15 protein-coding genes are annotated in these 12,352 nt (G+C 68.3%); 6 read left to right on the top strand and 9 right to left on the bottom strand.

Features of this window, described 5'->3' with window-relative positions; translation table 11 throughout:
* Positions 1 to 15 precede the first annotated feature (15 nt).
* Together mexE and mexT are read right to left on the bottom strand one after the other, a co-directional pair.
* Positions 16 to 1,260 carry a multidrug efflux RND transporter periplasmic adaptor subunit MexE gene (gene mexE / locus HMPREF2581_RS29410; RefSeq protein ID WP_003103549.1) on the bottom strand — a complete coding sequence of 415 codons (1,245 nt, stop codon included), beginning with the start codon at positions 1,258 to 1,260 and terminating at the stop codon, positions 16 to 18.
* A gap of 230 nt (positions 1,261 to 1,490) precedes the next feature.
* Positions 1,491 to 2,405, bottom strand: a complete 915-nt coding sequence (mexT, locus tag HMPREF2581_RS29415) for a multidrug efflux system transcriptional regulator MexT (protein ID WP_003089829.1) — start codon at positions 2,403 to 2,405, stop codon at positions 1,491 to 1,493.
* Positions 2,406 to 2,625: 220 nt separating this feature from the next.
* On the opposite strand from mexT, the gene mexS reads away from it, so the two are divergent.
* Entirely contained in the window at positions 2,626 to 3,645 is a 1,020-nt protein-coding gene (mexS, locus tag HMPREF2581_RS29420; RefSeq protein ID WP_003103552.1) for an oxidoreductase MexS, read from the top strand.
* Between the two features lie 58 nt (positions 3,646 to 3,703).
* Here mexS and HMPREF2581_RS29425 read toward each other — a convergent pair whose 3' ends face one another.
* From HMPREF2581_RS29425 to HMPREF2581_RS29435, 3 genes are all read right to left on the bottom strand, one after another.
* Positions 3,704 to 4,078 carry a cupin domain-containing protein gene (locus HMPREF2581_RS29425; RefSeq protein WP_003089825.1) on the bottom strand — a complete coding sequence of 125 codons (375 nt, stop codon included), beginning with the start codon at positions 4,076 to 4,078 and terminating at the stop codon, positions 3,704 to 3,706.
* 80 nt (positions 4,079 to 4,158) lie between these two features.
* Positions 4,159 to 4,974, bottom strand: coding sequence for an AraC family transcriptional regulator (locus HMPREF2581_RS29430; protein WP_003139123.1), 816 nt, complete (start codon positions 4,972 to 4,974; stop codon positions 4,159 to 4,161).
* Between the two features lie 26 nt (positions 4,975 to 5,000).
* Positions 5,001 to 5,768, bottom strand: coding sequence for an AraC family transcriptional regulator (locus HMPREF2581_RS29435; RefSeq protein ID WP_003139124.1), 768 nt, complete (start codon positions 5,766 to 5,768; stop codon positions 5,001 to 5,003).
* A 97-nt stretch (positions 5,769 to 5,865) separates the two neighbouring features.
* Between HMPREF2581_RS29435 and HMPREF2581_RS29440 the strand changes: the two genes are divergently transcribed.
* On the top strand, positions 5,866 to 6,138 hold the full coding sequence (locus HMPREF2581_RS29440; protein WP_003139125.1) for a hypothetical protein: 273 nt from the start codon (positions 5,866 to 5,868) through the stop codon (positions 6,136 to 6,138).
* A 25-nt stretch (positions 6,139 to 6,163) separates the two neighbouring features.
* Here the strand turns inward: HMPREF2581_RS29440 and ptrC are convergent, their stop codons facing one another.
* Complete coding sequence (gene ptrC / locus HMPREF2581_RS29445) at positions 6,164 to 6,358, bottom strand: type III secretion system co-regulatory protein PtrC (protein WP_003089814.1); 195 nt, start codon at positions 6,356 to 6,358, stop codon at positions 6,164 to 6,166.
* A gap of 16 nt (positions 6,359 to 6,374) precedes the next feature.
* On the bottom strand, positions 6,375 to 6,494 hold the full coding sequence (locus HMPREF2581_RS33750; RefSeq protein WP_003116878.1) for a PA2485 family small membrane protein: 120 nt from the start codon (positions 6,492 to 6,494) through the stop codon (positions 6,375 to 6,377).
* A gap of 187 nt (positions 6,495 to 6,681) precedes the next feature.
* Between HMPREF2581_RS33750 and HMPREF2581_RS29450 the strand changes: the two genes are divergently transcribed.
* The 4 genes from HMPREF2581_RS29450 (at position 6,682) to HMPREF2581_RS29465 (ending at position 10,094) form a co-directional block, all read left to right on the top strand.
* Positions 6,682 to 7,296, top strand: a complete 615-nt coding sequence (locus tag HMPREF2581_RS29450; protein WP_003089808.1) for a TetR/AcrR family transcriptional regulator — start codon at positions 6,682 to 6,684, stop codon at positions 7,294 to 7,296.
* Between the two features lie 150 nt (positions 7,297 to 7,446).
* A complete protein-coding gene (locus HMPREF2581_RS29455; RefSeq protein ID WP_003089806.1) occupies positions 7,447 to 8,448 on the top strand; it encodes an LLM class flavin-dependent oxidoreductase in 1,002 nt (333 codons plus the stop codon).
* A gap of 114 nt (positions 8,449 to 8,562) precedes the next feature.
* Positions 8,563 to 9,216, top strand: a complete 654-nt coding sequence (locus tag HMPREF2581_RS29460; RefSeq protein WP_003089803.1) for a c-type cytochrome — start codon at positions 8,563 to 8,565, stop codon at positions 9,214 to 9,216.
* Complete coding sequence (locus tag HMPREF2581_RS29465; protein WP_003139130.1) at positions 9,213 to 10,094, top strand: c-type cytochrome; 882 nt, start codon at positions 9,213 to 9,215, stop codon at positions 10,092 to 10,094. Before HMPREF2581_RS29460 ends, HMPREF2581_RS29465 begins: the two co-directional genes overlap by 4 nt.
* A 189-nt stretch (positions 10,095 to 10,283) precedes the next feature.
* On the opposite strand, the gene HMPREF2581_RS29470 is transcribed toward HMPREF2581_RS29465, so the two are convergent.
* Both HMPREF2581_RS29470 and HMPREF2581_RS29475 read right to left on the bottom strand, forming a co-directional pair.
* The gene (locus HMPREF2581_RS29470; protein WP_003103567.1) at positions 10,284 to 11,606 is read right to left on the bottom strand and encodes an ATP-binding protein; all 1,323 of its coding nucleotides are present in this window, start codon (positions 11,604 to 11,606) and stop codon (positions 10,284 to 10,286) included.
* Positions 11,603 to 12,283, bottom strand: a complete 681-nt coding sequence (locus HMPREF2581_RS29475; protein ID WP_003103570.1) for a response regulator — start codon at positions 12,281 to 12,283, stop codon at positions 11,603 to 11,605. Before HMPREF2581_RS29475 ends, HMPREF2581_RS29470 begins: the two co-directional genes overlap by 4 nt.
* Positions 12,284 to 12,352: the final 69 nt, after the last annotated feature.

A 12,352-nucleotide genomic window follows, 5' to 3' on the forward strand; every position in this document is an offset into this window, starting at 1 on the left:
TTCCTATCGCCGCGCTCAGCCGCGCGGCTCGTTGCGAGTGGCGTTGTCCTTGGACGCCGCCACCTTCGGTGGTTCGCTGTCGCCGACCGACTGCCGCAGGCGCGCGAGGGTGGCCAGGGTGTCGGCGCTGGCCATCTCGACCTTCTGCGGATCCACCTGCATGCCCGGGCGGACCCGCTGCAGGCCATTCACGACGATCCGGTCGCCCTTGCTCAGGCCGCTGCGGACGATGCGCAGGCCCTCCAGCTTCGGTCCCATCTCGACAGTGCGGTAGACGGTCTTGTTGTCGCCATCCAGGACCAGCACGAACTTCTTGCCCAGGTCGGTGCCGACCGCTTCGTCCTTGATCAGGGTGGCGGCGTAGGTCTTGCTGCCGACCAGCTTCAGGCGCACGTAGAGGCCCGGGGTGAACTCGCCCTTGGCGTTGTCGAACACGGCGCGGCCGCGGATGGTGCCGGTACGCGGGTTGACCTGGTTGTCGAGGAAGTCCAGCCGGCCCAGGTGCGGGTTGCCGTCCTCGCTGCTCAGGCCGAGGTACACCGGGCTCTCGCTGCGCGTGTCGCGACCGGCCTGGCGGGCCAGCTCGACGTACTTGAGGAACACGCGCTCGTCGGCGTCGAAGTAGGCGTAGACCTTGTCGGTGCTGACCAGGGTGGTGAGCAGGGTCTCCCCGGAGTTGACCAGGTTGCCGGCGGTGACCTCGGCGCGGCTGACGCGACCGTCGATCGGCGCGGTGATCCGGGTGAAGCTCAGGTTCAGGCGTGCCGCGTCCAGTTGCGCCTGGGTCGCGGCGACCGCCGCCTTGGCTTCCTGGGCGGCGGTGGTGCGGGCGTCGGCGAGTTCCGCGGAGATCGCGTTGCTGGCGCGCAGGCGTTCGCCGCGCTGGGCTTCGTTGACGCTCCGCGCCTGGGCCGCGCGGGCCTGTTGCAGCTGGGCTTCGAGGCGCTTGACCTCGGCCTCGAACGGGCGCGGGTCGATCTGGAACAGCAGGTCGCCTTTCTTCACCAGGGCGCCTTCATGGAAGGCCACGCGGTCGATGTAGCCCGATACCCGCGGGCGCAGCTCCACCGACTCCGGGGCCTCCAGGCGGCCGGTGAATTCGTCCCACTCGTTCAGCGGTTGTTCGATGACTTCGGCGACGCTGACCTTGGGCGCCGCCATGCCTTGGGTGGTTTCCGGGGCCTTGCCGCAGGCGCTCAGGACCAGTACGGCCGCGAGTGCGAGGGGGTAGCGCCAGGAGAAGTGGGATGACTGTTCCATGCTTGACTCCGCCAGTCGGTTTTTCGGGATTGGCGAAGTCTGCGGGCTGCTCCGGCAGGGAACTAATCGAACGATGAGATTTTGATTATCACGAACAGTGATACATGGTTTTTCGTTTTCTGTAACAGTCGATGGTTATGGACAGTGCTTTCGATGGAATAAGCCACAGGCTCGCGGTGCGCGATCGATTTCCCCGTTGCGACGCCTCGTGCAGGTAGCCGCCGGAGGGCTCAGAGACTGTCCGGATCGCCGATGAACATGCTGATCCGCGAGCGCAGCCAGCGTTCCGCCGGGTCGTTGTCCTGGGCGCCGCGCCAGGCCATCGACAGTTCGAAGGCGCGGGTCTCGAACGGCGGGTCCTCGGCGCGCAGGCCGCCGGCGGCGATCAGCGCCTGGGCGGCGTAGTCGGGCACGGTGGCGATGATGTCGGTGCCGGCGAGGAGGGTGCCGAGGCCGTTGAACTGCGGCACCGCCAGGACCACCTTGCGCTTGCGGCCGAATTTCTCCAGTTCCTCGTCGACGAAGCCGCTGAGGTCGCCGGCGAAGGACACCAGCGCGTGCGGTCGCGCGCAGTAGTCGTCGAGGGTCAGCTGGCCGGGCGCGGAGTCGGCGCGGAGGATCTTCGGCTTGCTGCGGCGCACGGTCTTGCGCTTGGCGTTGGCCGGCAGTTCGTCGGTGTAGCTGACGCCCACCGATATCTCCCCCGAGGCCAGCAGGTTCGGCATCAATAGATAGTTGGCGCGGCGCACGACGAGGACGATCCCCGGCGCCTCCGCGCGCAGGCGGCGGAGCAGGGGCGGCAGCAGGCCGAACTCGACGTCGTCGGAAAGGCCGATGCGGAACACCGCGGTGCTGGTCGCCGGATCGAACTCGCTGGCGCGACTCATGGCGGTGGAGATGGAATCCAGCGCCGGCGACAGGTGGGCGAAGATTTCCTGGGCTCGCGCGGTGGGCTCCATGCTGCGTCCGGTACGGACGAACAGCGGGTCGTCGAACAGCGTGCGCAGGCGCGACAGCGCGGCGCTGATGGCCGGCTGGCCGAGGAACAGTTTCTCTGCGGCGCGGGTCACGCTGCGTTCGTGCATCAGGGTCTCGAACACGATCAGCAGGTTCAGATCGACGCGGCGCAGGTCGTTTCGGTTCATGGCGTTCCTCGTTTCCAGGGGCTAGAGGCTGCAACCGCGGGGGCTCGCCGTCAAGCCTTGCGTGCGAGACGGGGCGGGGCCTGGCGAGGTGCCGGAGGGGCATAGGATCACTGACAGGCATAGCCATTATCAATAACGACGGGTGGTTTTGTCAGGCATGGGCGGATACAGTCACAACCCATGAGGTTATTCACCCCGTGATGCACTGCAGAGGTTTGCGATGTCCCGAGTGATCCGTTTTCATCAGTTTGGCCCGCCAGAGGTCCTCAAATGCGAAGAGCTGCCGACCCCGGCGCCGGCCGCAGGGGAAGTCCTGGTGCGTGTCCAGGCGATCGGCGTGAGCTGGAAGGATGTGCTCTGGCGTCAGAACCTGGCCCCGGAGCAGGCTGCGCTGCCGTCCGGTCTCGGCTTCGAACTGGCCGGCGAGGTGCTGGCGGTCGGCGCCGGCGTCGGCGACCTGCCGCTGGGTTCCCGCGTGGCCAGTTTCCCCGCCCATACCCCCGATCATTATCCGGCCTATGGCGACGTGGTGCTGATGCCGCGCGCGGCCCTGGCGGTCTACCCCGAGGTACTCACCCCGGTGGAGGCCAGCGTCTACTACACCGGCCTGCTGGTGGCCTATTTCGGCCTGGTCGACCTGGCCGGGTTGAAGGCTGGGCAGACCGTGCTGATCACCGAGGCGGCGCGCATGTACGGACCGGTCTCGATCCAGTTGGCCAAGGCTCTCGGCGCGCGGGTGATCGCTTCCACCAAGTCCGCCGAGGAGCGCGAGTTCCTCCGCGAGCAGGGCGCCGACAAGGTGGTGGTGACCGACGAGCAGGACCTGGTCCTGGAAGTCGAGCGCTTCACCGAGGGCAAGGGCGTCAATGTCATCCTCGACGAATTGGGCGGCCCGCAGATGACCCTGCTCGGCGATGTCTCCGCCACCCGCGGCAAGCTGGTGCTGTATGGCTGCAACGGCGGCAACGAGTCGGCGTTCCCGGCCTGCGCCGCGTTCAAGAAGCACCTGCAGTTCTACCGCCACTGCCTGATGGATTTCACCGGTCATCCGGAGATGGGCCTGGAACGCAACGACGAGTCGGTGAGCAAGGCCCTCGCGCACATCGAGCAACTGACCCGCGATCGCCTGCTCAAGCCGGTGGTCGACCGGGTATTCGAGTTCGACCAGGTGGTCGAGGCGCACCGCTACATGGAAACCTGTCCGAAGCGCGGCCGGGTGGTGATCCACGTCGCCGATTGAGGACGACCCGCAGCGAAAGAGCCCGGCCATCGAGCCGGGCTTTTTCGTGGGCGCGGTTTCAGATCCACAGATCGTTGACCGCCGTCCGCTCGCCGCCCTGGTCGCCGGTATTGCGCACGCCGCAGGGCTCCACCAGGAGCATGCGCACCTCGCCCTCGGCGAACGGCTTGTGCTCCACGCCACGCGGCACCACATACATCTCGCCGGGGCCCAGGTGCACCGCGCCGTCGCGGAAATCGATGCGCAGGCGACCGGCGAGGACGATGAAGGTCTCGTCGGTGTCGGCGTGGCTGTGCCAGACGAAGTCGCCTTCGATCTTCACCAGCTTGAACTGGTAGTCGTTCATCTGGGCGATCACCCTGGGTTGCCAGCGGTCGTCGAACAGGGCGAGCTTGGCGGCGAAGTTGATCGCTTGGGTTGTGCTGGTGGACATCGGTGCGCTCCGGTGGTTGGTCTCTGGCGCCAGGGTAGGCGGCTACGGAGCGGGCGGTCTTGGATGATCGTGCAACCTGGCTAGGCGCGGCCGAGCATACGCAGCCAGCGTGCCGGCGGCAGGCCGTAGCTCTGGCCGAAATGGCGGGTCATGTGGCTCTGGTCGGCGAAACCGGCGGCAAGCGCGGCTTCGGCCAGCGTCTGGCCGCCGAGCATCAGCCGGCGGGCGATGTCCAGCCGGCGCTGGATCAGGTAGCGGTAGGGGCTGGTGCCGAACAGCGCGCGGAAATCGCGCGACAGGCTCCAGCGTTCGCGCTGGGCGACCTGCGCCAGTTCGTCGAGGCTCAGCGGGCGCTCCAGGTGCGCGTGGATGTACTGCCGGGCGCGCTCGGCGGCGACGAAGTCGAAGTGGCGCCTGCCGCGCGCCCGGTTGCCGGCTACAGCGTCGAGGGCGTGGGCCAGTTCGAACAGGGCGTCCTGTTCTTCCAGCGGCTCCAGCGGGGTATCCATGGCCTGTAGCAGGGTCCGGCTGGCGGCGATCAGGCGCGGGTCGTCGGACAAGCCCCCGCGCACGAACGGCAGCGGCCGGCCGCCGAGGGCCTGTTGGATCAGCGCCGGCTCGACGTAGAGCATCCGGTAGCGGAACCCTTCCTGGCTGCCGGCCTCGCCGTCGTGCAGCTCGTCGGGATGCAGCACCAGGCAGCCGCCCGGCAGGCTGTGGCGCTGGCTGCGGCGATAGCGGAAGCTCTGCACCCCGGCCAGGGTCTGGCCGATGGCATAGGTGTCGTGGCGATGCGGATCGTAGCCGTGGCCGGCGAAGTAAGCCTCGATGCGTTCCACCGCACCGTGTTGCGGGGCGCGTCGAACCCAGTCGCGGGGCGTATTGGCGTGGCTCATGGGGAAAGGCTCGTGGCGCGGAAGGTTCAGGCTAGCGCTTCGTTGGCGCGACTGGAATAGCCGGACGGCGTCTCGCCGAATACTGCGCGGAAGGCACTGGCGAAGCTGCTCGGGCTTTCGTAGCCGAGCGACCAGGCGACCTCGCCGACCGCCTGGCCCGCTGCCAGCCGTTCGACGGCCGCGTGCAGTCGCGCCAGTTGCCGCCATTGCGCGAAGCTCATGCCGGTCTCGGCGCCGAACAGCCGGCTCAGGCTACGGCTGCTGAGGCCCGCCCAGCGCGCCCATTCGGCCGCCGGCCGCGGATCGCCGGGGTTGGCCAGCAATGCCTCGGCGATCCTGCGCAGGCGCGAATCTCCCGGATAGGGCAGGCGGGTCCGCTGGGGCACGGCGTGGCGCAGTTCGTCCAGCAGCACGCGCAGCAGGTTCTCGCGTTCGGTGCTCCAGGCGGAGCCGGTCGGCGGCCAGCGGGTGGCGCGTTCGACGATCAGCGCCACGAAAGCCGAGCAGGCGAGCACGCCGGGGTGCCGGGGCAGGTCGCGGCAGTGTTCGGCGGCGAGGTAGGCGCTCCAGCCCGCCAGGCTGCCGTGGGAGTGCGCCGAGTGTGGGTGACCCGGTGGGATCCAGGCGATCTGGCGCGGAGGCAGGGCCTGGCGGCCATGCTCGTCCTCGACCACCAGAAGGCCGCGCTCCAGGCAGTAGAGCTGGCCGCAGGCATGGCGGTGGGAGGCCGTGCGGCTGGCTGCGCGGTCGATGCGCAGGGCGAAGAGCGGGACGGGCAGGGGGGCCGGAAGCATTTGGCGGAAAAACGACGATGATTGGCTTGGAATGGATAATAGGCCATTCGACTGCGGATGTAGCCTGGCGGCTCATCATTCTTGCCTGGAGCACGCCATGAAGGCCGAAGACATCCTTCCCGACCGACAGGACCGCATCCACCTGGGCGGCGTGGAGATACGCAAGGGCAGCGTCGGCGCGTTCATCGCCAACGCCCGGCTGCTGCTTGAGGAGGAACTGCCCGCGGAGCAACGGCGGCAGGCCGAAGAAGACCTGCGCGCCCTGCTGCCGGCGATCCGGGCACTGGGGCTGCTGGAACTCTTCGAACTGCGCGACGCGCGACTGCGGACGCTGGTGGCGGATTGGGAAAACGCCGCTGGCCGCTCCTGAGAGCGGCACACGGGCACTGGAGGTATCAGTCGTCGATGCAGCTTTCGATCAGGCGTTGCAGGGCTTCGCGCTCACTGACCGGCGTGCGCATCGGCATGTGCGCGAGGCTGCCGTCGCGGCGCTCGATGATGTACTCGGTCTCGAAGTGCAGGGTGCAATCCTCGAGGCTCACATAGGTGACGCCATAGGTCGGGGCCTTGCGGGAGCGGGCTGAGAGCATGGATGCCTCCTTGGGCTCATTTCTTCTCGCTGGTCGATGCGGGCGCGCTGGCCTGAACCGGGCGAGTAGGGGTCACTGCATTGCTGTAGAACGCGGAAGCGGCGAAGTAGCTGGCGAGGGCGCTGAAGCTGGACATGATCGGTTCTCCTGAGGAAGGGTGGGCGTCTGCCCTTGGAGAGCATGTTTGCCCAGCGGGAGAACCGGCAGAAGTAAAAAGCCTGCATGGTGTATATCGAGCGCGGTGATGGATCAAGCGACCCCCTCCAGCCTTGCGACTGTTCGCCGGTGTTACCATATGACGTGTTTTTTTCTCAGGAATTCCCATGGCCAAGCGTGGACGCCCCTGCGGCTTCGATCGTGAACAGGCATTGCGCCGGGCGCTCGACGTGTTCTGGGAGGCCGGTTACGAAGGCGCGACCATGGCCGCGCTGAAGGAGGCCATGGGTGGCATCTGCGCGCCGAGCATGTATGCCGCCTATGGTTCCAAGGAGGCGCTGTTCCGTTCGGCGGTGGAACTCTACCTGAGCCAGGAGTGCCAGCTTTCCAAGGGCGCCTTCGCCCTGCCGACGGCGCGCGAGTCGATCGCCGCGCTGCTGGAAAGCGCCGCCGTCAGCTACACCACGGAAGGCAAGCCGCGCGGTTGCCTGGTCGACCTCAGCACGACCAATTTCTCGCCGGCCAACAAAGGCGTCGAAGACTACCTGCGCGATCACCGGCGGCGCGCCGCGCGCCTGCTGCGCGAGCGTTTCGCACGAGGCGTGGCTGACGGCGACGTGCCGGCCGGAGCCGATCTCGACGCGCTCACCAGTTTCTACAGCAGCGTGCTCCAGGGCCTGTCGATCCAGGCCCGCGACGGCGCCAGCCGCCAGCAGTTGCTGGCCATCGGCCGCTGCGCGATGGCGGCCTGGGATTCCCTGCTGGCGGTCGAGGCCGCCTGACGCCACAGCGCTCCTTGGCTGGAAAAAGCCCATGGATTCTCCGTGGGCAAAAACTATAACGCGTGATATAGAATTGATCCAAACCCCGGGCGAAGTCCTTCCGCGCGTGTCTCGCGCCCTGGCCATCGCCCGCTGCCGATTGGAGCCTTCATGACAACGCTTGCTGATATTCCCCTGTCCATGCTCGACCTGGTGCCGGTGCGCACCGGCGGCAGCGTGGCCGAAGCCCTGCACAACTCCCTGGACCTGGCGCGCCATGTGGAGCGCCTGGGCTTCAACCGTTTCTGGCTGGCCGAGCACCACAACATGGATGGCATCGCCAGCTCCGCCACCGCGCTGCTGATCGGCCATATCGCCGGCGGCACCTCGCGGATCCGCGTCGGCTCGGGTGGGGTGATGCTGCCGAACCATGCGCCGCTGGTGGTGGCGGAAAACTTCGGCACCCTGGAGACGCTCTACCCGGGCCGCATCGACCTCGGCCTTGGCCGCGCCCCGGGCGCCGACCAGGCGACCATGCGCGCCTTGCGTCGCGACCGCCTGGGCAACGGCGACGACTTCCCCGAGCAGGTCGCCGAGCTGGAAATGCTGCTCGGCCCGCGCCGTTCCCAGCAGAGCCTGCTGGCGGTGCCGGGCGAGGGTACCCAGGTGCCGATCTGGCTACTCGGTTCGAGCCTGTTCAGCGCCCACCTGGCGGCGCAGAAAGGCTTGCCCTATGCCTTCGCTTCGCATTTCGCACCGCGTTACCTGCACGAGGCGCTGCGCATCTACCGCAGCAACTTCCAGCCCTCGGCGGTACTCGACAAACCTTACGCGATGATCGGCGTGCCGCTGATCGCCGCACCTACCGACGAAGAGGCCGAGTTCCTCGCCACTACCGCCTTCCAGCGCGTGCTGGCGCTGATCCGCGGCGAGAGCCTGAAACAGAAGCCGCCGGTGGAAAGCATGGCGCCGTTGTGGCTGCCCCACGAGCAGGATGCGGTCGGCAGCTTCTTCGGCCTGGCGGTGATCGGCGGTCCGGAGAAGGTTCGCGCGCGCCTGGAGATCCTCCTGGAGCAGACCGGCGCCGACGAGCTTATCTTCACCAGCGACTTCTACGAGCACGCCCATCGGCTGCGCTCTTGCGAAATCGTCGCGGGGCTGAAAGGGGCGTGATCCGGGGCCTGTAGGGAAAATGATGTAGACCTGCGTGCGGTAGGGTCTTTCGGTGATAGGTTTTTTGGTTCTAAACTTAGAACTAAAAACAATAAGCCAGAGAGGAACCCTGCCATGCCGGTTGCACACCGACTGCTGTTTTCATTGACCGCCTTGCTGGCGGCGACGGCCCAGGCCGCCGTCGACGGCCAGAAACTCTATACCCAGGGCGGCGCCAACCCGGCCGCCGCGGCCTGCGTCACCTGCCACGGCGCCGATGGCATGGGCCTGGCCGCCGCCGGCTTTCCGCGCCTGGCGGGCCTTCCCGCCGCCTACCTGAGCAAGCAGCTGCACGACCTCAAGCAGGGCGGCAGTCGCGAGCACCCGGTGATGAAGGGCATAGCCGATGCTCTCGGCGACGACGAGATCCAGGCGCTCGCCACTACCCTCGCGGCAATGCCGGCGCCCAAGCCGGTGGAGCTGTCGCGCGTGGCCACCCCGCGCAGCCCCGGCGAGACCCTGGCGGTGCGTGGCGCCTGGGAGCGCAACATTCCCGAGTGCGTGACCTGTCACGGTCCGGCCGGCAGCGGCGTGGGGGAGGCCTTCCCGCCGTTGCAGGGGCAGGGCGAGATGTACCTGAGCAACCAGTTGCGCGCCTGGCAGCTTGGCACTCGCCGCAACGACCCGAACGATCTGATGGGACATATCGCCAAATCCCTCAGCGAAGAGGAGATCCGCAGCGTCAGCCAGTTCTTCGCCACCCTCGGTCAGGCAGGAGGCCAGCCATGAACATGCCGTCGATCCTTTCCCTGGTCGTCGCCGGCCTGCTGGTCGCTCCCGTCCACGCGGCAACGGCGCCCTCGGAGCCGTTCCAGCCGCCGGCGGAAAGCAGCCTCCCGGACAACGCCTTCGGCGAAATGGTCCGCCAGGGCCAGGCGTTGTTCGTGGAAACCCGGAAGAACGCGCCGCATCTGGTCGGCAACCAGCTCAACTGCGTCAACTGCCATCTCGACCAGGGCCGCCGGGCCAACTCCGCGCCGCAGTGGGCGGCCTACCCGGTCTATCCGGCGTTCCGCGCCAAGAACAACAAGGTCAATACGTTCGCCGAGCGCCTGCAGGGCTGCTTCCAGTTCAGCATGAACGGCAAGGTGCCGGCGGCCGACAGCCCGGAGATCAAGGCCCTGACCGTCTACGCCTATTGGCTGGCGAGCCAGGCGCCGACCGGGGTCAGCCTGCCCGGACGCGGCTATCCGGACGTGGCCCCGCCGGAAGGCGGCTACAGCATCGAGCGCGGCGCCAAGGTCTATGCCGCGCAATGCGCGATCTGCCACGGCGCCGACAGCCAGGGCCAGATGGCTCTGGGGCAGACGGTGTTCCCACCGCTGTGGGGCGCGCAGTCGTTCAACTGGGGCGCGGGCATGCACCGCATCAACACCGCGGCTTCCTTCATCAAGTACAACATGCCGTTGGGCAAGCCCGGTACCCTCAGCGACCGCGACGCCTGGGACGTCGCCGCCTTCATGAACAGCCACGAGCGCGAGCGCCCGCAGGACCCGCGCCTGGTGGACGGTTCCGTGGAGAAGACGCGGCAGAAGTTCCATGCCAACGACGGCGTCAACCTGTACGGACAGAAGGTCAACGGCGTGCTGCTGGGACAGGGAATCTGACCCTCGTGGCCTGGCGTCCGCAGGACGGAGACCCGGTCCGGCGGAAGCAGGTCGGCGCGGGGGTAGGGCGGATAACGCCAACGGCGTTATCCGCCGATGCCTGGGCCTCGGTCCGGCGGATAGCCGCGGGGCGGCTATTCGCCCTACGGGAGTCGGTTGGCGGGTGGGCGCGCGCGTGGTGCCCGCGCATCACTCGCGCAGCGGCATTTCCAGCGTCACCCGCAGGCCGTCCGCGCGGCTGTCGAAGTCCAGCCGGCATTGGCAGCGTTGCACGATGGCCTGGACGATGGCCAGACCGAGCCCGCTGCCGCCGCTCTTGCCGTGGCGCCAGAAGCGCCGGGTGAGGTGCGGCAGGTCGGTTTCGGCGATGCCCGGACCGTGGTCGCGGACGTGGAAGCGCGCGCAGCCTTGCGCGGTTTCCACCGCCAGCTCCACCCGGGTGCCGGCGGCGGTGTGGCGCAGGGCGTTGTCCAGCAGGTTGCGCAGCGCGGCGATGGCCAGCACCGAGGGGACTTCCAGCGGCGCCTCGGACAAGCCGTCGGCCAGCTTCAGTTCGAACATCCGCACGTCGCCGTGGCCGGCGTCGTGCATGGCCACCCGGGCGGCGTCCTCGGCGCTGCACTGCACGCCGTCGTCGAACGACAGGCTGCCTTCCACCCGCGCCAGCAGCAACAGCTGGTCCAGTGTCCGATGCAGACGGTCGGCGCCTTCCTCGGCGTGGGCCAGGGCCTGCTCGGCGGCGGCGCCCTCGGTCATGCGCGCGACCTGCAGGTGGGTCTTGATCGCGGTCAGCGGGCTGCGCAGTTCGTGGGCGGCATCGCCGGTCAGGCGTCGCTCGCGTTCGATGGCCTGGGCGATGCGCTGGAACAACTGGTTCTGGGTTTCCACCAGCGGCTTCAGTTCGCTCGGCAGGGCCGCCAGCTCCAGTGGCTCCAGCGAGTCGGCGCCGCGCCGGGTGAGGGCGTCGCGAATCCGCTTGAGCGGCGCCAGACCCTGGCCGGCGCCGAGCCAGAGCAGGGCCAGGCTGCCGAGCAGGGCGACCGTCACCGGCACCGCGGCGGCCACCACCACCGAGCGTTGCAGCACGTCGCGCTCTTCCAGGCGGTCGGCGGTGCTGACCCGCAGGTCGCCGGCCTGCACGGTGAAGCTGCGCCACAGCACGCCGTTGATTTCCTGGTCGCGGAAGCCGCTGGCGGTGCTGTCCAGCGCCCGCTCCGGGGTGGCATGGCTCTGCGCCAGGACTTCGCCGCGCAATGAGCTGACCTGGCAGGCCATGCCGTTGGGAATCCCCAGTTGCTCCGCGCTCAGGCGCGTGGTCTGGCCGTCCGCCGGCTGCGGCTGCGGCAACTGCTGGAGCAGGCCGGCGACCATCCGCGCCGAGGCCGCCAGGCGTTGGTCGAAGGAGCGCATCATCTGCCCGCGCAGGTCGCAGAGCATCCAGGCCGCGGCCAGCGACCAGAGCAGGATGAAGGCCGAGCCGAGGATCAGGGTCAGGCGCAGGCGCAGGCTCATGCGTCGTCTCCGTCGCCGCGCGCCGGCCCGAGGCGGTAGCCGAGGCCGCGCACGGTCTGCACGATGGCGTTGCCGAGCTTGCGCCGCAGGTGATGGATGTGGACGTTGAGGGCGTTGCTCTCGACCTCGTCGCCGAAGCCATAGACGCTGTCCTTGAGCTGCTCGCCGCTGAGGATCCGCCCGCGGTTGTTGAGCAATGCCTGCAACAGCGCCTGTTCGCGTCGCGACAGCTCCACGGGGCGACCGTCGAGCCAGGTTTCGCGGGTGCTCGGATCGTAGCTGAGGCGACCGTGTTCGATGACGTTGACGCAGCGCCCGGCGGAGCGCCGCTGCAAGGTATGCAGGCGGGCGCCGAGTTCGCGCAGGTCGAAGGGCTTGAGCAGGTAGTCGTCGGCGCCGGCCTGCAACCCGGCGACCCGGTCGGTCACCGCGTCGCGCGCGGTCAGCACCAGCACCGGCAGGTCGACGCCCTGCTGGCGCAGGCGTTGCAGCAGGCGCAGGCCGTCCTCGTCGGGCAGGCCGAGATCGAGGACCAGCACGTCGAAGCGCGCCACCTGGAGCAGCGCCTGGGTATCGGCGGCGCTGGCCACCCGGTCCACGGTCAGGCCCTGGGCGTTGAGGCCGGCGACGATGCCGCTGGCGATCAGGTCGTCGTCTTCGGTGAGCAGTACATGCATGGCGGTATCGCTGGTTAAAGGGATAGGAGTCTGAAGCGGGCGAATTAAGCCAGGATTATGCCCCGCCCG

It is taken from the genome of Pseudomonas sp. HMSC057H01, assembly GCF_001836405.1.
GTDB lineage: Bacteria > Pseudomonadota > Gammaproteobacteria > Pseudomonadales > Pseudomonadaceae > Pseudomonas > Pseudomonas aeruginosa.

What these genes read in the sequence shown, in the direction of transcription:
- mexE (WP_003103549.1), bottom strand. Translation starts at nt 1,260, where the DNA reads ATGGAACAGTCATCCCACTTCTCCTGGCGCTACCCCCTCGCACTCGCG.
- mexT (WP_003089829.1), bottom strand. Translation starts at nt 2,405, where the DNA reads ATGAACCGAAACGACCTGCGCCGCGTCGATCTGAACCTGCTGATCGTG.
- mexS (WP_003103552.1), top strand. Translation starts at nt 2,626, where the DNA reads ATGTCCCGAGTGATCCGTTTTCATCAGTTTGGCCCGCCAGAGGTCCTC.
- HMPREF2581_RS29425 (WP_003089825.1), bottom strand. Translation starts at nt 4,078, where the DNA reads ATGTCCACCAGCACAACCCAAGCGATCAACTTCGCCGCCAAGCTCGCC.
- HMPREF2581_RS29430 (WP_003139123.1), bottom strand. Translation starts at nt 4,974, where the DNA reads ATGAGCCACGCCAATACGCCCCGCGACTGGGTTCGACGCGCCCCGCAA.
- HMPREF2581_RS29435 (WP_003139124.1), bottom strand. Translation starts at nt 5,768, where the DNA reads ATGCTTCCGGCCCCCCTGCCCGTCCCGCTCTTCGCCCTGCGCATCGAC.
- HMPREF2581_RS29440 (WP_003139125.1), top strand. Translation starts at nt 5,866, where the DNA reads ATGAAGGCCGAAGACATCCTTCCCGACCGACAGGACCGCATCCACCTG.
- ptrC (WP_003089814.1), bottom strand. Translation starts at nt 6,358, where the DNA reads ATGCTCTCAGCCCGCTCCCGCAAGGCCCCGACCTATGGCGTCACCTAT.
- HMPREF2581_RS33750 (WP_003116878.1), bottom strand. Translation starts at nt 6,494, where the DNA reads ATGTCCAGCTTCAGCGCCCTCGCCAGCTACTTCGCCGCTTCCGCGTTC.
- HMPREF2581_RS29450 (WP_003089808.1), top strand. Translation starts at nt 6,682, where the DNA reads ATGGCCAAGCGTGGACGCCCCTGCGGCTTCGATCGTGAACAGGCATTG.
- HMPREF2581_RS29455 (WP_003089806.1), top strand. Translation starts at nt 7,447, where the DNA reads ATGACAACGCTTGCTGATATTCCCCTGTCCATGCTCGACCTGGTGCCG.
- HMPREF2581_RS29460 (WP_003089803.1), top strand. Translation starts at nt 8,563, where the DNA reads ATGCCGGTTGCACACCGACTGCTGTTTTCATTGACCGCCTTGCTGGCG.
- HMPREF2581_RS29465 (WP_003139130.1), top strand. Translation starts at nt 9,213, where the DNA reads ATGAACATGCCGTCGATCCTTTCCCTGGTCGTCGCCGGCCTGCTGGTC.
- HMPREF2581_RS29470 (WP_003103567.1), bottom strand. Translation starts at nt 11,606, where the DNA reads ATGAGCCTGCGCCTGCGCCTGACCCTGATCCTCGGCTCGGCCTTCATC.
- HMPREF2581_RS29475 (WP_003103570.1), bottom strand. Translation starts at nt 12,283, where the DNA reads ATGCATGTACTGCTCACCGAAGACGACGACCTGATCGCCAGCGGCATC.